The organism is Symbioplanes lichenis (assembly GCF_030709675.1).
Taxonomy (GTDB): Bacteria; Actinomycetota; Actinomycetes; order Mycobacteriales; family Micromonosporaceae; genus Actinoplanes; species Actinoplanes lichenis.
The window spans coordinates 244,622-264,060 of the sequence record NZ_JAUZQD010000002.1 but is presented as its reverse complement, the minus strand read 5'-3'; the positions used below and the strand labels follow the sequence as shown (position 1 = coordinate 264,060).

The 19,439-nt window shown below is 73.4% G+C and carries 16 protein-coding genes; 4 read left to right on the top strand and 12 right to left on the bottom strand.

What is annotated here, in order from left to right:
* Positions 1-4: 4 nt before the first annotated feature.
* Genes RAN62_RS05060 through RAN62_RS05045 form a run of 4 tightly spaced genes read right to left on the bottom strand, consistent with a single transcriptional unit; the run spans position 5 to position 5,091 of the window.
* A complete protein-coding gene (locus RAN62_RS05060) occupies positions 5-1,249 on the bottom strand; it encodes a CHAT domain-containing protein (protein ID WP_305783278.1) in 1,245 nt (414 codons plus the stop codon).
* Complete coding sequence (locus RAN62_RS05055) at positions 1,246-1,497, bottom strand: hypothetical protein (protein WP_305783277.1); 252 nt, start codon at positions 1,495-1,497, stop codon at positions 1,246-1,248. Before RAN62_RS05055 ends, RAN62_RS05060 begins: the two co-directional genes overlap by 4 nt.
* On the bottom strand, positions 1,494-3,617 hold the full coding sequence (locus RAN62_RS05050; RefSeq protein ID WP_305783276.1) for a hypothetical protein: 2,124 nt from the start codon (positions 3,615-3,617) through the stop codon (positions 1,494-1,496). The genes RAN62_RS05055 and RAN62_RS05050 overlap by 4 nt, the downstream gene beginning before the upstream one ends.
* A 7-nt stretch (positions 3,618-3,624) precedes the next feature.
* A complete protein-coding gene (locus tag RAN62_RS05045; protein WP_305783275.1) occupies positions 3,625-5,091 on the bottom strand; it encodes a hypothetical protein in 1,467 nt (488 codons plus the stop codon).
* Positions 5,092-5,337: 246 nt separating this feature from the next.
* Here RAN62_RS05045 and RAN62_RS05040 point away from each other — a divergent pair, with 246 nt between their 5' ends.
* Genes RAN62_RS05040 through RAN62_RS05030 form a run of 3 tightly spaced genes read left to right on the top strand, consistent with a single transcriptional unit; the run spans position 5,338 to position 8,544 of the window.
* Positions 5,338-7,578 (top strand): M4 family metallopeptidase, encoded by a 2,241-nt coding sequence (locus RAN62_RS05040; protein WP_305783274.1) that lies wholly within the window; start codon positions 5,338-5,340, stop codon positions 7,576-7,578.
* Between the two features lie 46 nt (positions 7,579-7,624).
* Complete coding sequence (locus RAN62_RS05035; protein WP_305783273.1) at positions 7,625-8,140, top strand: adenylyl-sulfate kinase; 516 nt, start codon at positions 7,625-7,627, stop codon at positions 8,138-8,140.
* Positions 8,141-8,157: 17 nt separating this feature from the next.
* The gene (locus RAN62_RS05030; RefSeq protein WP_305783272.1) at positions 8,158-8,544 is read left to right on the top strand and encodes a hypothetical protein; all 387 of its coding nucleotides are present in this window, start codon (positions 8,158-8,160) and stop codon (positions 8,542-8,544) included.
* Here RAN62_RS05030 and RAN62_RS05025 read toward each other — a convergent pair.
* The 5 genes from RAN62_RS05025 to RAN62_RS05005 all read right to left on the bottom strand — a co-directional run bounded on the left by RAN62_RS05025 (position 8,482) and on the right by RAN62_RS05005 (position 14,273).
* A complete protein-coding gene (locus RAN62_RS05025; RefSeq protein ID WP_305783271.1) occupies positions 8,482-9,375 on the bottom strand; it encodes an NADP-dependent oxidoreductase in 894 nt (297 codons plus the stop codon). The two genes, RAN62_RS05030 and RAN62_RS05025, sit on opposite strands and share 63 nt — an antisense overlap.
* 70 nt (positions 9,376-9,445) lie before the next feature.
* Entirely contained in the window at positions 9,446-11,932 is a 2,487-nt protein-coding gene (locus RAN62_RS05020; protein WP_305783270.1) for a DEAD/DEAH box helicase, read from the bottom strand.
* 246 nt (positions 11,933-12,178) lie between these two features.
* Entirely contained in the window at positions 12,179-12,973 is a 795-nt protein-coding gene (locus tag RAN62_RS05015; RefSeq protein WP_305783269.1) for an alpha/beta fold hydrolase, read from the bottom strand.
* A 117-nt stretch (positions 12,974-13,090) separates the two neighbouring features.
* Positions 13,091-13,534: a globin domain-containing protein gene (locus tag RAN62_RS05010; protein ID WP_305783268.1), complete on the bottom strand. Its 444-nt coding sequence runs from the start codon at positions 13,532-13,534 to the stop codon at positions 13,091-13,093.
* A 94-nt stretch (positions 13,535-13,628) separates the two neighbouring features.
* Positions 13,629-14,273: a nucleotidyl transferase AbiEii/AbiGii toxin family protein gene (locus tag RAN62_RS05005; RefSeq protein ID WP_305783267.1), complete on the bottom strand. Its 645-nt coding sequence runs from the start codon at positions 14,271-14,273 to the stop codon at positions 13,629-13,631.
* Positions 14,274-14,331: 58 nt separating this feature from the next.
* Between RAN62_RS05005 and RAN62_RS05000 the strand changes: the two genes are divergently transcribed.
* Positions 14,332-15,741 (top strand): hypothetical protein, encoded by a 1,410-nt coding sequence (locus RAN62_RS05000; RefSeq protein ID WP_305783266.1) that lies wholly within the window; start codon positions 14,332-14,334, stop codon positions 15,739-15,741.
* A 4-nt stretch (positions 15,742-15,745) separates the two neighbouring features.
* On the opposite strand, the gene RAN62_RS04995 is transcribed toward RAN62_RS05000, so the two are convergent.
* From RAN62_RS04995 to RAN62_RS04985, 3 genes are all read right to left on the bottom strand, one after another.
* Entirely contained in the window at positions 15,746-16,930 is a 1,185-nt protein-coding gene (locus tag RAN62_RS04995; protein ID WP_305783265.1) for a PP2C family protein-serine/threonine phosphatase, read from the bottom strand.
* A gap of 67 nt (positions 16,931-16,997) precedes the next feature.
* Entirely contained in the window at positions 16,998-18,683 is a 1,686-nt protein-coding gene (locus RAN62_RS04990; protein WP_305783264.1) for a sensor histidine kinase, read from the bottom strand.
* Positions 18,680-19,363 carry a response regulator transcription factor gene (locus RAN62_RS04985; RefSeq protein WP_305783263.1) on the bottom strand — a complete coding sequence of 228 codons (684 nt, stop codon included), beginning with the start codon at positions 19,361-19,363 and terminating at the stop codon, positions 18,680-18,682. The genes RAN62_RS04990 and RAN62_RS04985 overlap by 4 nt, the downstream gene beginning before the upstream one ends.
* Positions 19,364-19,439: the final 76 nt, after the last annotated feature.

The following is a 19,439-nucleotide window of genomic DNA, read 5'->3' as shown; positions in this document are numbered from 1 at the left end:
GCTCTCAGGGCGCGGGGAAGAGCACCGGCGTCTGGTGCTCGGCAACGAGCCCCGGGCGGCTCAGCAGGTGCGCGCGGCCGCGGGCGAACGAGTCCGGCACCGAGCGGCCGTCGAAGAGGCTGAGGTAGAAGCCGACGCTGAACTCGAGGGCGGCCTGGTCGCCGATGGCGTCGCTCATCCCGACGACATGACCCACGTGGGGTACGAGCTGCCGGGCCAGCCGTTCGCTGTAGCAAGCGTTGAGGATGACGCAGCGCAGTGTCTTGCTGTGCAGGCCGAACAGCGCGGCGAGTCCCTCCGGGGTGATCGTGGTGCTGCGGCCGCGGGCATCCTCGACGTGCAGGCTGCCGTCGGGGTCGCCGTGCCCGGAGAAGTGCACGATCTCGGGCTCGTGATCGACCAGCGACTGGCTGATGTCGTCGAAGCGGACCGCGAGCGCGGCCTCGATCCGGTACTCGCCGCGGTGCCGGCTCAACTGCAGCCGTTCCTTGACCCGGCGCATCTCGTCGTCGGAGCGCAGCGGGGGCAGGCCGCGCGGGTTCGCGGCGAGGTACAGCACGGTCTGCCGCTCCGGAGCGGAGGCCGGCGACGGCCGCACGGTCACGGTGAGGTGGTCCTCCTGGGTGCCGATCGATCCCCGATGGGTGTACGCGGTCCGCACCGTCACCGGGACGTGCGGGCCGGCCTCGTCCGGCCGCACCTGGAAGGTGAACCGGGCCCGCTTCCCCGGCTCGAGCACGGGGATCCGGGAGCGCGGGACGTCCCCGGTGAACGGCCCGGTGACCGCCGCCGTCACCTCCCGCACCGGGACGCCGGTGTCGTTGCTCACCAGGATGCGCAGCTGATCCCAGGCGTCGAGCGGCAGGGCCGCCGTCTCACAGGTGACCCCGAGCCGGCCGAGCGGCCCGGCGGGTGCCGTCTCCGGGGCGGCCCGCACCGGCAGCTGGACCCGGAAGCCGGTGACGCGGACCGGGTCGTCGTTCTCGTCGCGGTAGGAGAAGTTGGTGCCGGTCAGGTCGAGCCGGCCCGCGGCGCGCGGGCGCAGGGTGATCTCGTACGTGTGGGTGCGGCCGGCCGGCAGCACCGGGAGCACCACCCGGCCGACGCCGCCGAGCAGCACGGTCCCGGGCGGCATCCCGACCGTGAACACCACGTCGGAGCAGGGGCCCCGGCCGGTGTTGGCGAGCGCGATCGTCAGCACCGACCGCTGCCCGGCGACCAGGTCGCCGCGCACGGACACCTCGATCACGGCCGGGCCGCCCGCCCGGCGTACCGGCCCGGGATCAGCGGCCCGCTCCAGCTCTGCCGGGCCGCCGCACCCTTGTGGAACCGGTCGGCGCAGGTGCGGCAGTGCATGGCCGCCTGCGCCCCGGCGAAGGCGTCGTCGGCCGCGACGACCCGGCCGTGCTCCTCGCACACCGGCATGCCGCAGTGGTGGCACAGGAAGATCTGGTGCTCGCCCAGGCCCTCGCCGTTGATCCCGCAGTGGACGGTCATCGCGTTCCCTCCTGCCCGCCGAGCTCGGCCTCGATCCGCGCGATGATCCCGCGGTGGGTCTCCTCGGAGATCGTTCCGTTCACCACGGCCTCGTCGGCCGCCCGGCGGCGGGCCTCGGCGTCACTGACGGGACCGGGCGGCATGTCGAGCACGACGGCCTCCGGTCCGGCGCCGGTCCACGCCGTCCGGGCCGAGCCGTTCCGGGTCTCCCGGGCCGGGTCGAGCACCTCGCCGGACAGGACGTCCTCCGGCGGCCCGCCGATCCCCCGCGCACCGGAGGCCCGGCCGGCCAGCAGCTGGACAACCCGGTCGTGCAGCCCGGCCCAGGTGCTCTCGATCCGTTCCAGCAGCTCGTCCCCGCGGCCGTCCGGCTCGACGACCGCGGTGCCGGGGCCGTCGCCGTCCCGGTCGACGAGCGTGCCCAGCGCGTACGCGCCCTTGACGGTGACCTGGGCGACGGTCTTGCCGGTGAGCGCGCCCGCCGGACCGGCCTCCTCGCCCCGCAGGTTGATGTCGAAGTCGATCGGGAACACGCCGAGGTAGAGCCGGCCGGTGATGTCCCAGACCCGGTTGACCACGTTGGGGCGCCCGTCGTCCCGGAACGGCAGATGCTCCACGACGCTCTTGACGTAGAAGTTGTCCGCGCTGATCCCGTTGGTCAGCTCCGCGACCGTACGGGGGTCGGGCACCACCCCGGCGAACTCGTCGGGCTCGGTGCGCCGGGCCGCCACGTCGCCGGGCCGGTTCTCGTCCGGCACCACCCGCACGTCCTGGTAGCGCAGCGACCGGATGCTCACGTCGAACGCCACCGACACCTTCGTCTCGGCGGTGACCTGTGGCTGGTTGCCCCGCCCGCCGCCGGGCAGATAGACGGTGGCGCCGGTGACTCCGGAGAGCAGCCCCCGGAAGGTGGCACGGAGGTTCCCCGACAGCGTCAGCCTGCTCCGGTCGCCGGTCGCCGCCTCGGGGACCTCCGTGATCGGTCGCTCGAACTGGAGGCGCAGGGTGAGGCTGCGAGCGGATTCCTCCCGCGGCCGGGCCACCTGCTGCCACCGGATCAGCCGCCGGTCGCCGTCCTTGCCGGTCTCCACCCCGGCGGGCTGAGCGCCGTCCACGTCGCCCCAGGCGAGCGGGACCCGCAGCTCGATCAGCTCGAACCCGGTCAGCTCCAGCTCCTCGCCGTCCGGGCCGAGATCGGCCCAGTGCAGGTCGATCTCCATCGCCCGCCGGTCCGACCCCTGGACCAGCGACGGGACGATCCAGAGGGGGATCTCCGCGGGCTTGCGCCCGTCCTGGACCTCGTAGTCGATCGCCAGCGTGTGCGCGCGGTGCTGCCGCTCCGGATCGGTGGGGACCAGCCCGTACTCGCCGGCGGACGAGCCACCGAGCGAGATGCCGGCGCCCCCGCCGAGCACCTCCGGCTGCCCGGCCCGGAAGGCGAGCCCGGCCCGCCCCTCCAGGAGCAGGAACCCGCCGGCGAACTCGACCGGGTCGGGCGCCGGGACCTTGAACTTCCGCCGGTACGCCTGCAGGACGGTGTGACCGTCGTTGGCGGACATCCTGACCGTCAGCGCACCGGCGACATTGTCCACCGTGGTGGTGTAGCCGTCCTGCTCCAACCGGACGTACCCGGTGAGCTGCTCGACGAGGTCGACGGTGCTGACCTGCGGAACGATCGGCACCGGCGGACGGGGATGCCGCGCGGCGGCCCACCGGTGGTAGGCGAGCTCACCGCCGGCCACGAGGGCACCGAGCAGCAGCAGGGTGACGCCCACGCCGGCGGACGCGAAGGTCAGGAGGAAGCCCAGCACCGCGACGGCCGCACCGGCACCGACCACCCGCCACCGGACGTCCTTGACCAGGTGGTCGTGGTCGGCGCAGTGGTGGACGGCCTCGCGCAGGCCGCTGCCCAGGTGCAGGCCGGCGAACTCGCGGCTGATCGCGCGTACCTCGGCGGAGCCGGCGGATTTGCGCAACACGCCGTCACTCTGCTGGAGAACGTCCGGAGTGTGCTCCTCACACATCGGCCGCTGACAGTGGTGGCACACCGAGAAGACCGCGGCGCTGCCGCACTCGTGGCAGCGCACCCGGGGTGCGTGGTCGACCAGGACCTCGGTCATGCTGCGCTCACCCTCTCGACGTCTGCTGGAAGCGGAACCGGTCACGCAGCGCCAGCTGCAGGGCGTTCATCTCGCGGGTCAGGGCCTGATGGTGCACGGGCAGGCTGCCGAGCACGGAGACCTTGAGCTGCCCGCTCTCCTTGCCGCCGCTGATCTTGACCGCGCCGGCCAGGATCTGCTCGCGGGCCAGCCGGGTGTGCCGGCCCTCGACCGCGAGCACCAGGCGCAGCTCGTCGGGCCCCTGGCTGCGCGTGGCGTCGAGCAGCCAGTGCGGGGCCTGGTCGTCCTGGGGGTCCGGCGACGGGATCCGCTCGACCTTGAACCGGGCGTGCCGCAGGACGGTCATGATGTCGGTGATCCGCCGCTCGTCCGGGATGACGTCGTCGAAGACGAACTGCTGGTACGGCAGGAACCGCCGGACGGCGAAGATGTCGTCCGGGTACACCGTCGCGTGCGTGTGGAGCCGCGTGGTCAGCTTCGGCGGCCGGGCCTGCGGGCGCCCGGTCGCGTCGAACAGCCGGGCGTCCAGGCCGGACAGCAGATGGTCAGGGATCTCCACCCTGGTCTCGACCTCGAGCTCGCGCTGCTGGTAGAGCTCGCCCGGATGCCCGATCACCAGAAGGACCGAGGCGACGTACTGACTGCGCAGCTCGCCCTCGGCCGGCACCTGCGGCACGGGGAGGTCCTGCCACTCCAGCCGGCCCCGGGCCGGGTTGTAGCGGACCGGCACGTTCTCGAGCCGGCCGTGCCCGCCGGGCCGGAGCAACTGCGTGCTCCGCAACGAGGTGAGGGCCGGCCAGGCGATCGACATGTGCTTGACGACCGGCCGCGGGTACGGTTTCCCGGGCCGGACCGGGAGGGAGACTCGTACGGTGAGGAGCAGCAGCAGCTCGTTGCTGAAGCCGCCCTGCTGCCGGAGCCGTTCGATGATCCTCGACGGTTCTTCCCGCCCCTCGGTCATGCGGTCCAGCACGGCCTCGGACAAGTCCGTCATGCTGTCCGGGTCGTCGATCCGGACGCCGAGCTCGATGGGATAGATCGACGGGTCCTCGGGCCGGTAGTCGTGGTCGATGCGGCACTCCTGCCGGTCGCCGGTCAGGTCGAGCGGCCCGTGCGCCGTCGCCACGGGCACGCTCAGCGGCAGCGACCCGGAGGTCCCGTGCGGACGCACACCGGGCAGCAGCCCGGTCGTGCCCATCGGCCCCGAGAGCAGCAGGTGCCCGATCGTGGCCCGGTGCTCGCCGGCCGGCGCCCGCTCCACGTCGGCCACGGCCTGCCGGGTGAAGAACTCCGCGCCGTCGTAGGGCACCCGGATCGTGATCCGGCCGGCGCCGTCACCGACCTGCCGCAGCGACCTGTTCTTCGAGATGTCCTGCTCCATCTGATAGGTCTCGGTCAGCTCGACCCGGCTCGGGGTCGCCCGGGCGTACTGCGTGCCGTCGCCCCGCGATCGTCGCGCTCCCAGCATGGACACGGTCCCGCCTCCCCTTCTCGAGCGTGTGACCCCGCCCATTCCATGCCAGGCGCCCCCGGAACGCCATGTCCGGACGGGCACAGCGGCCTCCGCTCATCGACACGGGTGCGCCTCCGTCCGGCGGCCGGTCCACGGTGGACGTCCGCCTGACAACGATGGACAAGAACGAAACACGTTCTTAACAAATAACCGGCAGAGTGCTGTTCATTGACGGACACCAATGTCCGTCGCGTGGGGAGGACGCACGTGAGAAGAGCAGTCGCGCTCGCCGGGGCCGCCGCCCTGGCCGCGGGAGGCCTGACGGCCACCGCCACGGCCGCCCAGGCCGCACCGGACCCGTCGCCGCAGGCCGCCGCCGGGCGGGCCCTGGACACGCACGCCGCCGTGATCCGCGGGTCGGCCCGGGACGCGTACCAGGTCTACAGCAGCAAGAAGGACGCCCGGGGCGGCGTCACCCGCTACACGCGCACCTACGAGGGCCTGCGGGTGTCCGGCGGTGACATCGTCATCCGGACGCGCGCCGACGGCACGTACGCGGGCAGTTCGGTCGGCCTGGCCAAGCCCCTGAGCCTGGGCACGACCCCCGCGGTCGGCGCGGCCGCGACCGCGCGCACCGCCACGGCCACCTTCAAGGGCAAGATCACTGCCACGGGTACGCCGGAGCTGTTCGTCGACGCGAGCAGCGGCACGGGCCGGCTGTCGTGGGAGACGGTCGTGACGGGATGGCAGCCCGACGGTCAGACGCCGTCGCGGTTCCACGTGATCACGGACGCGCGCACGGGCACGGTCGTCGGCACGTACGACGAGATCGAGAACGTCGCCGGCACGGGCAACAGCATCTACTCCGGTCCGGTGGCCGTCGAGACGACCGCCACGGCGACGGGCTTCTCGCTGGTCGACCCGACGCGCGGCAACGGCACCACGTGCGACCTCAACAACCGCACCTCCGGTACGTGCACCACGTTCACCGACGCCGACAACACCTGGGGCACGGGCGCCCCCGCGGACCGCGCGTCGGCGGCCGTGGACGCGCACTTCGGGGCGGCGGTGACGTTCGACTACTTCAAGAACGTGCACGGGCGCAACGGCATCTTCGGCGACGGGCGGGGCGTGCCGTCGCGGGTGCACTACGGCAACGCGTACGTGAACGCGTTCTGGGACGGCGCCCAGATGACCTACGGCGACGGCACCGGCAACGCGCAGCCGCTGGTCGCCCTGGACGTCGCCGGGCACGAGATGTCGCACGGCGTCACCGAGAACGTGGTGCCCGGCGACCTCACGTACTCCGGGGAGTCCGGCGGCCTCAACGAGGCGACCAGCGACATCTTCGGGTCGATGGTCGAGTTCTACGCGAACAGCACCGAGGACGCGGGCGACTACGACATCGGCGAGAAGATCGACATCAACGGCGACAGCACCCCGCTGCGCTACATGTACAACCCGGCGCTCGACGGCGCCTCGCACGGCTGCTGGGCGACGAACACGCGCAACGTCGACGTCCACTACTCCTCGGGCGTCGCGAACCACTTCTTCTTCGACCTCGCCGAGGGCACCGGCGCGACGGACTTCGGGACGTCGCCGGTCTGCGGCACGGCCGACCCGGTCAGCGGGATCGGCCGCGAGAAGGCCGCGAAGATCTGGTTCCGGGCGCTGGACAGCTACTTCGTCTCCAACACCAGCTACGTCAACACCACCACGCCGGCCAACACGGCCCGCGCCTACACCCTCGCGGCCGCCACCGACCTGTACGGCCTCTGCGGCGCCGAGTACCGCGCGGTGCAGGCGGCGTGGACCGCGGTCAACGTGGCCGGCCAGGACGAGAACTGCTCGACGACCGGCAACGACTTCGCCCTCTCCCTCTCGGCGTCGTCGGTCGCCGTCTCCCCGGGCACGTCGGCCACGGTGACGCTGTCCACCTCGCTGACCGGCGGCGACGCCGAGCCCGTGGCGTTCACGGCCACCGGTGTCCCCGCGGGCGTCACCGTCACCTTCGACCCGGCCACCGTCCCGGCCGGCGAGTCCACGACCGTGACCGTGACGGCGGGCGAGACCGCCGGCTCGGGCGTCGCCACCGCCACGATCAAGGCCACCACCCCCTCGGTGACCCACGCCAAGACGCTGGACATCGGCGTCAGCAGCGCGCCGGGCTGCTCGGGCAGCGTCAGCCCGGCCCTCGCCATCCCGGACAACACCACCGTGGAGAGCGGCATCGCCATCAGCGAGTGCGCGTCGACGCCGTCGAGCACCAGCAGCGTGGGCGTGCACATCGCCCACACGTACGTGGGTGACCTGATCGTCAGCCTGGTCGCCCCGGACGGCACGGTGTATCCGCTGCAGAGCCGGGTCGGGGGCAGCGCCGACAACCTCGACAAGGATTTCGGTGTCAACCTGTCCGGCGAGACGGCGAACGGCACCTGGAAGCTGCGGGTCCAGGACGCCGCGTCGCTCGACACCGGCACCCTGACCAGCTGGTCACTCACCCTCTGACGAAATCGGCAGGCCCCGCCGTGGTGGCGGGGCCTACCCTGCTGTCGTGGATCAAGCCCTCCTGATCACCGGTACGGTCGGCGCCGGCAAGACAACCGTCGCGGACGCCCTCGGCGACCTGCTCGCCGGCCGCGCCGTCCCGCACGCGGTCATCGACATCGACCGCCTCCGCCACTCCTGGCCCAGCCCGCCCGGCGACCCGTTCCGGCACGACCTGGCCCTCGCCAACGTGGCCGCCGTTACCCGCAACTACGCCGCCACGGGCGCCCGCCGTCTCGTGCTGGCCGGCGTCGTCGAGAGCCACGAGGAGCGGGCGGACTACGCGCGGGCGGTGGGCGTACCCCTGCGGGTCTGCCGCCTGATCGTCGGCCTCGCCGTCGTGCGCGACCGGCTCACCGCCCGCCACCACCACGACCCCGACGCCCTCCGCTGGCACCTGGCCCGCTCCGGCGACCTCGACACCATCCTCACCCACGCCGCCGTCGAGGACACGACCGTCGAAGCCGGCGACGCACCCCCGCCCGAAGTCGCCCGCCGTGTCGCGGCCGCCGCGGGCTGGTGAGGTGCGAGGGTGGCCGCATGACTGCTCTGAGCGCGGAGACATTGACGGCGGTGGGCCGGATGAGCGTGGCGGCGGCGGAGGTCGAGGAGCTGCTCGACTGGGTCGGCGGGCCGGGCGGCGGCGATCCGCTCGCCGGGGCCCGCGCGGCCGTGCGCGGCGGACCCGGCGACCTGGTCAACGCGGTCGAGGCGGCCGCCACGCAGCTGACGATCGCCCGGTCCTATCTGCGCCGGCTGGTGGTGGACGGGGGCGATCCCGGGCCGGCCGCCTTCGCCGACGCCGCCGGCATGCTGACCCGGTGCCGGGGCTGGATGCTCGCCCTGATCGAGGAGCACCGGGGGTCAGTGCACGAGGACGATCTTGCCGCGGGCGTGGCGGGTGTCGCTCAGGGCGTGGGCGGCTGAGGCTCGGCCGAGGGGGAATTCCGCTGCCACATGCAGGTCCAGGCCGGGCACGGCGGGGTCGCTGAGGGCGTGCTCGGCGAGGGGGCCGCGGGACAGGTGGACGCCGTGGTCGGCGGCGGTGAGGTCGGCGATGGTCACGACGCGGGACGGGTCGCCGGCGATGGCGATGAGGTCGGGCAGGGCGCCGCCGGCGCAGTCGATCACCGCGTCCACGCCGGCCGGGGACAACGCGCGGACGCGGTCGGGCAGGCCCGGGCCATGAGTCACGGGGACGGCTCCGAGGGTGCGCAGGCGGTCGTGGTTGGGGGCGGAGGCCGTACCGATGACGTGCGCGGAGCGGGCCAGCGCGAGCTGGACGGTGACCGTGCCCACTCCCCCGGCCGCCCCCTGGATCAGGACCGTCCGGCCGGGGGCTACTGCGAGCCGGTCGAGCACGCGGACGGCCGTCTCGATCGCGCCCGCGGCGCCGCCGGCGTTGGCCCAGCTCCACGCGGGCGGCTTCGGGGCCCAGACTGTCAGCACCGCGAAGTCGGCGTTGGCGGTGCGGCCGGCCGACGTGGTCCAGCCGTAGACGGGGTCGCCCACCCGCACCCCCGTCACGCCGGCGCCGATCTCGTCGACCACGCCGGCGGCGTCGAAGCCGGTCCGGTACGGGAACGCGATCGGCACGACCTCCCGCAACGCGCCCGAGCGGATCCGCGCGTCGCCCGCCGACAGGCCCGACGCGCGGACGGCGATGCGGATCGTGTCCGGGCCCGCGTGCGGCTCAGGAATGTCGGCGACGTGGACCACACCCGGCGGGCCGTAGGACTCGAACTGCACAGCTCTCATGGGCCGGACGCTAGCCCGCGCGGGGGGCACGACCGGCGATGTGAGAGCGGCCCGGGCCGAGCCGTCCGGATCAGTGCGGGCCCACCGCCGTGATGCGGATCGACGCCGCGCCCAGCTCGTCGCTGGCCGCCAGGTCGACCTCGGCCTCGATGCCCCAGTCGTGGTCGCCCTCCGGGTCCTCGAAGACCTGCCGGACCTTCCACACGCCGGCGCCCTGGTCGAGGTGCAGGAACGCCGGGCCGCGCGCCGCCGGGCCGGTGCCCACGACCGGGTACTCGGCGTAGTACTCCTCCATCGCGTCCGACCAGCGCTCGGCGGTCCAGCCCGACTCGGCGTCGAGCTCGGCGAGCTGGTCCGGGCGGCGCAGGGCGAAGAGCTCGACGCGGCGGAACATGGCGTTGCGCACGAGCACCCGGAAGGCGCGCACGTTGCGGGTGACCGCCGGCGGCTTGTCGTCGAGGGGGCGTACCTCCTCGGGGGTCGCACCGGGGTTGCGCAGGCGCTCCCACTCGTCGAGCAGGCTGGAGTCGACCTGGCGGACCAGCTCGCCGAGCCACTCGAGGAGGTCGGTGAGCTCCTCGGTGCGCGCGTCCTCGGGAACGGTCTGGCGCAGCGCCCGGTACGCGTCCGCGAGGTAACGCAGCACGAGACCCTCGGAGCGCGACAGCCCGTAGAACGAGACGTACTCGGTGAAGGTCATCGCGCGCTCGTACATGTCGCGGACGACGGCCTTGGGCTTGAGCTCGTAGTCGGCGACCCAGGGGTGGCCGCGGCGGTAGGTCTCGTACGCGGCGTCGAGCAGCTCGGCCAGCGGCTTGGGGTAGGTGACCTCTTCGAGCAGCTCCATGCGCTGGTCGTACTCGATGCCCTCGGCCTTCATGGCGTTGACCGCCTCGCCCTTGGCCTTGAACTGCTGGGCGCTGAGCACCTGCCGCGGGTCCTCGAGGGTGCTCTCGATCACCGACACGACGTCGAGCGGGTAGTCGGGCGACTCCTTGTCCAGCAGCTCCAGGCTGGCCAGGGCGAACGGCGACAGGGCCTGGTTGAGGGCGAAGTCGAGCTGCAGATCCTCGACCAGCCGGTACGTGCCGTCGACCTTCTCGATCACGCCGCCGGCGAGCAGGGCCCGGGCGATCCCGATGGCGCGGCGGATGTGGCGGCGCTGGGCGGCCGGCTCCTCATGGTTGTCGGTGAGCAGGTGCCGCATCGACTCGAACGGGTTCCCGCCGCGCGCGATGACGTTGAGCAGCATCGCGTGCGACACCTGGAACGACGAGGTCAGCGGCTCGGGCGCGGCCTCGACGAGCCGGTCGAAGGTGGGCTGCCCGTAGCCGACCGTGCCCTCCGGCGGCTTCTTGCGGACGACTTTCCGGCGCTTCTTCGGGTCGTCGCCGGCCTTGGCCAGGGCGCGCTCGTTGTCGATCACGTGCTCGGGCGCCTGGACGATGACCGTGCCCAGCGTGTCGAAGCCCGCCCGGCCCGCGCGCCCGGCGATCTGGTGGAACTCGCGGGCCTTGAGCAGCCGGGTGCGCACCCCGTCGTACTTCGACAGGCTCGTGAACAGCACGGTCCGGATGGGCACGTTGATGCCGACACCGAGCGTGTCCGTGCCACAGATGACCTTGAGGAGGCCGGCCTGGGCCAGCGTCTCGACGAGCCGCCGGTACTTCGGCAACATGCCGGCGTGGTGCACGCCGATGCCGTGCCGGATCAGGCGCGACAGCGTACGCCCGAAGCCCGCGCTGAACCGGAAGTTGCCCAGCGCCGCGGCGATCGCGTCCTTCTCCGCGCGGGTCGCCATGTTGATGCTCATCAGCGCCTGCGCGCGCTCGAGGGCGGCGGCCTGCGTGAAGTGCACGATGTAGACCGGCGCCATGTGGGTCGTGAGCAGCTCCTCGATCGTCTCGTGGAGCGGCGTCATCGCGTACGAGAAAAGGAGCGGGACCGGCCGCTCGGCGTTGTCGACCACCGCGGTCGTGCGCCCGGTGCGCCGCGTGAGGTCCTCGACGAAGCGCGACGTGTCGCCGAGCGTCGCGGACATGAGGATGAACTGCGCCTGCGGCAGCTCGATCAGGGGCACCTGCCACGCCCAGCCGCGGTCGGGCTCGCTGTAGAAGTGGAACTCGTCCATCACGACCTGGCCGACGTCGGCGTCCTTGCCCTCGCGCAGCGCCAGGTTGGCCAGGATCTCCGCGGTGCAGCAGATGATCGGCGCGTCCGAGTTGACGTTCGCGTCACCGGTGAGCATGCCCACGTTGTGCGCCCCGAAGATCGCGCAGAGGGCGAAGAACTTCTCCGACACGAGCGCCTTGATCGGCGCGGTGTAGAACGTCGTCCGCTTGTCGGCCAGCGCCGCGAAGTGCGCGCCGGTCGCGACGAGGCTCTTGCCCGAGCCGGTGGGGGTGGTGAGGATGACGTTCGCCCCGGTGGCGACCTCGATGAGGGCCTCCTCCTGGTGGGGATAGAGCGTCAGGCCCTGCTCACCGACCCAGGTCTGGAAGGCGTCGAAGACGGCGTCGGGGTCCGCGGTGCCGGGGAGGCGGTCGGTGAGATTCATGATCTGACCATCTTATGGCGTTCACGGCACCGAGCCCGGCAGCGGGAGCGCTGCCGGGCCCGGAAGGGACCTTGCCTAACCTGTGAAAGCGGCGTAGATGGGAGCCACGACGCTACCGGCGAGGCCGATCACGGCGGCGAACACGGCGATGGTGGAGCCGATCCTGAGGGTCATGTCGGGAGCCTTTCCGGTGTGTCTGGCCTCGCGAAGACCAAGATCCGCCCGGTGGGTTGCCGAACGGGACGCCTACGGTTGCCGCTCGGTTGCCGCCGTCCGCAGGATCTCGTACCAGGCTTCCGGCTGGTCCAGGTGCACGTCGTGTTCCGCGCCGGCGACTTCGACGAGCCGGGCAGCCGGCTGCAGCTCCAGCATGCGGTCCACCTCCGCCTGCGGGATGATTCCTCTTTCCCCGCGTACGAGCAGAGTGGCCGCCGTGATCGCCGCCCACTCGTCCCAGCGGGCCGCCGCGAGCACCGGCGCGATCGCAGCGCCCATGACGTCGGCGTCGAACCGGGGCCGCAGGTCTCCATCGAGGTCCGCGGCCCACGCGTGCGCGATCGGGGTCCCGCCCAGGTGCTCGGCGGCTGCCTCCCGGCTCACGAAGGGCACCGGCCATCCGGCGAAGAAGTCCTCGATGCGCCGCCCGGCATCCGGATCGTCCGTACCCCCGACCCCCGCCTCGACCAGGATCAGCCGCTCTACCAGCTCCGGGTGCCACGCCGCGACCAGCAGCGCCGTGTGCCCGCCCATCGACTGCCCGACCAGCGTCACCGGGCCGCCGGCGTGCTCGATCACGGCGGCCACGTCGTCCGCGTACGCCCGGCGGGAAAGATCCGCCGGACGCCGGGTGCTGTGCCCATGCCCGCGCTGGTCCAGGGCCACGACGCGGTGGTCCGGCAGCAGCGCCCGGGCCGTGGGCGCGAACTCCTCCGCACTGCCGGCCAGCCCGTGCAACAGCACGACCGGCGGCCCCTCCCCACCGATCAGGAACGACAATCTCACCCCGTCGCGCTCGATCGTCCCCCGCTCGAGACCCGTCACGCCGCCTCCACCTCTCCGCCGTTGTCGCCGAACACGCCGAGCACCATGCCGGGCGTCCGCGCCGGCCGCCCGAGCCGCCGGTCGTGGCCGCTCACGAGAGGGGCACGGTAGCCGATCTCAGCCCGCGAGGCCGTCCCACGTCCAGTGCGGGATCGTGAGACCGGCGGGGACGTCGCGGGCCGAGTCGCGGTAGCGGTACATGGTCGTGGTGGTCGCCCAGGCGAAGTAGTCGTGCAGCGGGGCCCGGACGTGGGCCGGCACCCCGGCGTCGTCGAGGGCCTGGTCGAAGCAGGCGATCGCGCGCCGGTTCATGTCGTCGTGCTCCCCGTTGCCGCTGTGGATGCGCACCACGCGGGTCTCGCCGCCGAACCGCTCGCTGTAGACGGGCGGCCCGCCCAGGGCCTCGCCCCAGTAGGCGGCCAGGCGCTCGGTGTGCTCCGGGTGGATCTCGCGCTGGAACGGGTGGGCGGCGACCTCGTCAGCCAGCATCCGGTGGTGCCACGCCTCGGCCAGCCGCACCAGCCCCGCCCCGCCGCCCGCCGCGTCGTACAGGGTCTCCATGCCCGAAGCATGCCCCGGGAGCAGCCGCGACGGAACCCGGCGCGCGGATTGAGCGGGCAGCGCGGGCGCGGCCAGCGCCGCCAGGCACGCGTGGTCAGCGCGGCCAGGCGGCCAGGCGCTCGCGCAGCCGGGCGACATCCTCCGCGGACAGCCCGTAGACGGCGAACCGGGCGTCGTCGAGCCGATCCAGGTAGCGGCCCGCGTCGGCGACGTCCTCGTCGATCAGGCTGTCGTCGAGGGAGCGGGCCAGCTCCAGCACCCGGTCGAGGTCGTAGCGCTCCAGCGCCGCCGCCACGTCGATGTAGTCGCGGACCTCGCGCCGGTTGACCAGGGCCGACACCTTGGAGGCGACGAGGTCGTCGAGGTGCATGACCGGGCCGACGTCCATCACCACGGGGGCCCGGCGGCGGTCGAGGCGGGTCAGGGTGAGGCGCAGCGCCTTGCGGCCGTCGGCGACGTGGTATTCGCGCAGGTCCTCGTCCATGCCCGCGAACATCTCGTCGCCGACCTCGCGGAACACCTGGTAGCCGGCGGCGGTCAGCGCCCCGGTCACGTCCGCCGCCGCGGCCTCCACGGCACCGGCCGTGTCGGTGAACAGGTCGATGTCCTCGGTGGGCCGCCGCACGAGGCCGTTGACCAGCCAGGCCACGCCGCCGCCGAGCACGAACCCGTGCTTCTCCCCCACGCCCAGCGCCAGGGTGGCGACGTCCCGGTAGAACTCGTCGATGTTCGCGGTCACGCCGAGAACCTACCGGCCGGGTCCGACACTTCTTGCCTGCCCTCGCCACAATCGCGGTGTGCCCTCCGACACCGAGCTCGCCGTCCAGCGAGCCTTCCAGCGCGGCCGCCTCCTCAACGTCCGGCGCCTCCCCGACCCCCGGGTGAGCGCGACCTTCCTGCGCTTCCTGCTGCTGGGCGGCGTCCGGGGCGCGGAGGGCGAGATGCCGGCCCTGCGGCTGAGCGGCGCCCGGGTCACGGGCACGCTGCGGCTGCTCTACGCGGACGTCGAGGCGCCGGTCCGGCTGGTGCAGTGCCGCTTCGACAACGTGGTCCAGCTCTACGGCTCGCGCATCCGGCAGCTCAGCATCCGCGAGTGCGAGCTGCCCGGCCTGAGCGCCGCGAACGCGACCTTCGCCGCGCATCTGCGCCTGACCGGGTCGCGGATCACCGGGCCGGTCATGCTCTCCGGCGCGTCGATCAGCAACCAGCTGATCCTCGACGGCGCCCACATCGGCAAGCCCGGCGGCGACCCTCAAGTGCCGATGCTGGACGGGATCCGGATGCGGGTCGACGGCGACGTCCGCGCGAACGACGGCTTCCGCTGCGACGGGCTCGTCCGCCTCACGAACGCCGAGATCGCCGGGTCCCTGCGGCTGGAGGGGGCACAGCTCAGCAACCCGGGCGGGCGGGCCCTGCACGCCACCGACCTGCGCGTCGGGGCGTTCGCGAGGCTGAGCGACGGGTTCAGCGCCACCGGCGCCGTCACGCTGCACCACGCGCAGGTCGTCAGCTGGCTCTCCTTCGCGGGGGCCCACCTCGACGGGGTGCTCGGTCTGCGGCACCTGCAGACCCGGGAGCTCGCGCTGCTGCCGGCGCGGACCCCCACGGGCGCGGTCGACCTGCGGCACGCGCGGATCGGCCTGCTGCGCGACGATCCCGTCACGTGGCCGGACGAGACCCGGCTCGGCGGTCTCACGTACGACGCGCTGTCCGAGGCCGGGGATCGGCTGAGCTGGCTGCGGCGCACCCCGGAGGGCTACAGCCCGCAGGCGTACGGCCAGCTCGCCGCCACGTACCGGAAAAGCGGCCGCGACGCCGACGCGCGCGAGGTCCTCCTGGCCGGGGAGCGGCACCAGCGCGAACAGCTGCCCTTCACCGGCCGGCTGTGGGGGCGGCTGCAGGACCTGACCGTGGGGTACGGCTACCGTCCGGCCCGGGCGGTGGCCTGGCTGGCCGTGCTCGTACTGCTCGGCACGGTGGTCTTCGGGCTCGAACCGCCGCGCGCCGCCGAGGCCGCCAAGGCGCCGCCGTTCGTCGCCGTGGCGTACACCGCCGATCTCATCCTGCCCGTCGTCGACCTCGGCCAGCAGTCGAACTATCACGCGCGCGGCTGGACGGCGTGGCTCGCGTACCTGTTGATCCTCAGTGGGTTGCTCTTCGCCACGACGATCGCCGCCGCGGCGGCGCGGATGGTGCGGCGCCCGTGAGGGCTCACGGGGTCACCTGGCGGGCCGCGTCCCGGGACCATTCGAGGTAGAGCATGGTGGCGTCGTCGGCCGGCGGGCCGGCGTAGTGGTCGAGGGTGGCGTGGCACAGCCGGCGCAGCGTCTCCGGGGCGGGCAGCCCGGCCGCGGTGTGCCGGCCGACCAGGGCGGCCAGCCGGGCCTCGCCGAAGAGGTCGCCGTCGGGACCGCGGGAGTCGGTGACGCCGTCGGTGAAGAGCAGCAGCCGGTCGCCGGGCTCGAGGCTCAGCGCGGCGATCTCCGGGTCCTTGTCGCCCAGGCCGAGCGGCAGGCGCCGGCCCCGGTCGAGGCGGCTCACGACCGTGCCGTCGCGCAGGACCATCGGCGCGGGGTGACTGGCGTTGAGGTAGTGCAGCCGGCCGGTCGTCAGGTCCAGGGTGCCGAGCACGGCGGTCGTGAAGCCCATCTCGGGCAGGTGCCGGGCCAGGGCCTCGTCCGCCGCCCGGGCCAGGGCGGGCAGGCCGGCGCCGGCGATGCGGGCCGCGCGGACGGCGGCGAGCACCGTGGCGGTGCCCAGGCCGGACCGCAGGGTGTGCCCGACGCTGTCGAACAGCGCGAAGAAGGCGGTGTCACCGTCGACGGCGTAGTCGAAGCCGTCGCCGCCGACGTCGTAGCAGGGTTCGAGGATGGCGGCGACCGCCACGCGCGCCGACGCGAAGGTCAGCGGGGGCAGCAGCTGCCAGAGCAGCTCGGACGCCTCGGACATGCCGCGGGTGCGCCGGGCCCGCTTCAGCGTGTCGCCGTAGGGCACCTTGGCCGCGTACAGGTGCCCGGTCAGCTGGGCGAACAGGTCACAGCCGGCGCGCAGGCCGGGGTCGTCGAGATCCACCGCCGGGTCGCGGGCCACGACCTCGAGGACGCCGAGCCGTTCGACCCCGTCCAGCAGGGGCAGCCACAGCCGGGCGGCGCCGGACACCGGCTCCACATACATGTACGCCCGGCCGGCCTCCGTGGTGTCCACCGGCAGATGATCACCGGGCGCGCCGACCGGTCGCAGGGTCCGCTGCTGCTGGTCGACGGCGTAGATCCGGATGTCGACGCCCACCGGTGCCGCCGCGCCCGCGACCACGGCCGCGAACTCGTCGCCCTGGGCCGTGCGGCCGGCGGCCACCAGGCGTACCAGGGCGTCGTGCCACCCCTCGGAGATGTGCATCCCCGCCTCCTCCCGACGCGTGCGCGCCGGTGCGGCATACCACGCGACGCGGCGACGAAACCGCCGGTCACCCGGGGCGGCGCGGGATGCGTACGGTGAAAGTTGTTCCTAAATGCGGCTGGGACGCGACCTCGATCCGCCCGCCGTGGTCGGTGACGATCTGGTGGGCGATGGTCAGGCCCAGGCCCGTGCCGCCGGTGGCCCGCTGGCGGGCCGGGTCCGCGCGCCAGAAGCGGTCGAAGACCCGGCCGACGTCGTCGGCGCTCATGCCCACGCCCGTGTCGCGGACCGTGAGCACGGCGTCGGCGCCCGCCGCGAAGACCCGCACCGACACCGTGCCGCCGCTGTCGGTGTAGCGGACGGCGTTGCTGAGCAGGTTGCCGAGGACCTGGCGCAGCCGGTCGGGGTCGGCGACCGCGTCGACGGGCTGCGGGGCGTCGACGGTGAGCTCGATGCCGGCCTCGGCGGCGACCGCCCGGTGCGCGGTGGCGGCGGTGGTGACCAGCTCGGCCAGGTCGGCCGGGACCCGGTGGTACTGCAGGTCGCCCGCCTCGGCCAGCGCGAGGACCTGCAGGTCGTCGAGGATGCGGCGCTGCAGCAGGGTCTCCTCGTGCAGGGAGGCGAAGAGCTCCTGGCTGGGCTCGATCACCCCGTCGGAGAGGCCCTCCAGATAGCCGCGCAGGTTCGACAGCGGCGTCCGCAGCTCGTGGGCGACGTCGGCGACCAGCCGGCGCTGGCGTTCCTCGCTGCGCTGCACCGCCTCGGCCATGGCGTTGAAGGAGGCGGACAGGCGGGCCAGCTCGCTGCCGCCGTCGGCGGGCACGCGGGTGTCGAGGTGGCCGCCGGCCAGCCGCCGGGACGCGTCGGTGAGCCGGCGCACGGGCAGGCTGATCTGCCGGGCGATCAGCGCGGTGCCCAGGGCCGCGAGCAGCACCAGCCCGGCGGCGCCGAGGAGCGCGGGCCGGCCGAGGGCGTCGGTGGAGGTGTCCGCCTGCACGCCGAGATAGAGCTGCAACGGTACGGCCGAGAAGCTCGTCACCCCGCGCGTGAACGTGAGATAGAGGCACGTGGCCGTGGGCGTGGCCGCGGCACAGCTCGACCACTGGGTGCTGAGCTGCCGCAGCCAGGCGACGTCGCGCAGCACCTTGGTCTCGGCGTCGCGGGCGCAGTCCGGGTGATCGCGCAGCTGCTCCGGCGACAGGTACGGAGCCCGGGCGAGCCCGAGCGGCTCGGTCAGCTCGTCCTGCGCGTCGGCGATGCAGCGGGCCGCCAGGAGCGCGGCGCGGTACTCGGCGGCCTGGCGGATCATCCGGGTCGCCGGGGAGCCGGACTGCGAGCCGGTGAAGAGGGCTTTCGGGGCGTCCGCGCCGGGCGTGGCGGCCGCGGCGGCGATCCCGGGGTCGAGCTGCGGGCGGGGGTCGATGCCGATGCCGGCGGCCTGCACCGGGGCGGCGGTGCGGCCCGCGATCGTGTCCGAGTCGGCCAGCACGACGCCGTCCTCGGTGCGCAGCTGGACGTGCAGCCGGTAGCGGCCGGACAGGTCGGCGACCAGCACGTCGACGCCGGGCCAGCCGCCGCGCAGCAGCCCGAAGCTCTGCACCTCGTCGGCGAACTCCTGCTCGTGGCGGACGGCGTCGCGCTGCGCCCGCTCGTACTCGCGGGAGGTGAGGCTGAGCGTCAGCCACGCCGTCGCGCCGATCGCCGTCACCGCCACCACCATGACGAGCACGAAGATGCGCAGCCGGAAACTCACTGCTCGGCCATCCTGTACCCCCGCCCGTAGACGGTCTGCACGTAGCGGGGCTCGGCCGGGTTCTCCTCGAGCTTGCGGCGCAGGTTGACCACGTGCGCGTCGACCGTACGCTCGGAGACGTCCTGCTCGAAGCCGAAGGTCTTGTCGATGATCTGCCCCCGGGTGAAGACCCGGCCGGGCTCGCGGGCGAGCAGCTCGACGATGCCGAACTCCTTGGCCGTCAGCGCGACCGGGGCGCCGCCGACGCGGACCTCGAAGCGCCCGGGGTCGACCTCCAGGTCCCCTACGCGCAGCACGCTCGACGGCCCGTCGGCCGTGCCGGCGCGGCGCAGCAGGGCCCGCACCCGGGCGGTCAGCTCGCGCGGGCTGACCGGCTTGGCCAGATAGTCGTCGGCGCCGATGTCGAGGCCGAGCAGCATGTCGTTCTCCGCCGAGCGGGCCGTCACCAGCAGGATCGCGACGTCGGACTCGGCCCGCAGGATCCGGCACACGTCCAGGCCGTCGACGATCGGCATCATCACGTCGAGCACGACCAGGTCGGGCCGGCGGGCCCGGGCCACCTCGAGCGCCGCCCGGCCGTCACCCACGGTGAGCACCTGGTGCCCCTCCCGCTCCAGGTAGAGGCGCAGGAGCTCGGCGTGCTTGCGGTCGTCGTCGGCGATGAGGATACGTGCGGTCACGCGGGGATTCTCACTCGCGGCGTCAAGAAATGTGGAGAACCGATGAAGATCCGGACCGGTTTCCACGGCCCCGGGA

Bases quoted from the DNA above. Each gene is read 5' to 3' on its own strand.
- RAN62_RS05055 (WP_305783277.1), bottom strand. From the start codon at position 1,497: ATGACCGTCCACTGCGGGATCAACGGCGAGGGCCTGGGCGAGCACCAG.
- RAN62_RS05050 (WP_305783276.1), bottom strand. From the start codon at position 3,617: ATGACCGAGGTCCTGGTCGACCACGCACCCCGGGTGCGCTGCCACGAG.
- RAN62_RS05030 (WP_305783272.1), top strand. From the start codon at position 8,158: ATGACTGCTCTGAGCGCGGAGACATTGACGGCGGTGGGCCGGATGAGC.
- RAN62_RS05025 (WP_305783271.1), bottom strand. From the start codon at position 9,375: ATGAGAGCTGTGCAGTTCGAGTCCTACGGCCCGCCGGGTGTGGTCCAC.
- RAN62_RS05020 (WP_305783270.1), bottom strand. From the start codon at position 11,932: ATGAATCTCACCGACCGCCTCCCCGGCACCGCGGACCCCGACGCCGTC.
- RAN62_RS05010 (WP_305783268.1), bottom strand. From the start codon at position 13,534: ATGGAGACCCTGTACGACGCGGCGGGCGGCGGGGCGGGGCTGGTGCGG.
- RAN62_RS04995 (WP_305783265.1), bottom strand. From the start codon at position 16,930: ATGCACATCTCCGAGGGGTGGCACGACGCCCTGGTACGCCTGGTGGCC.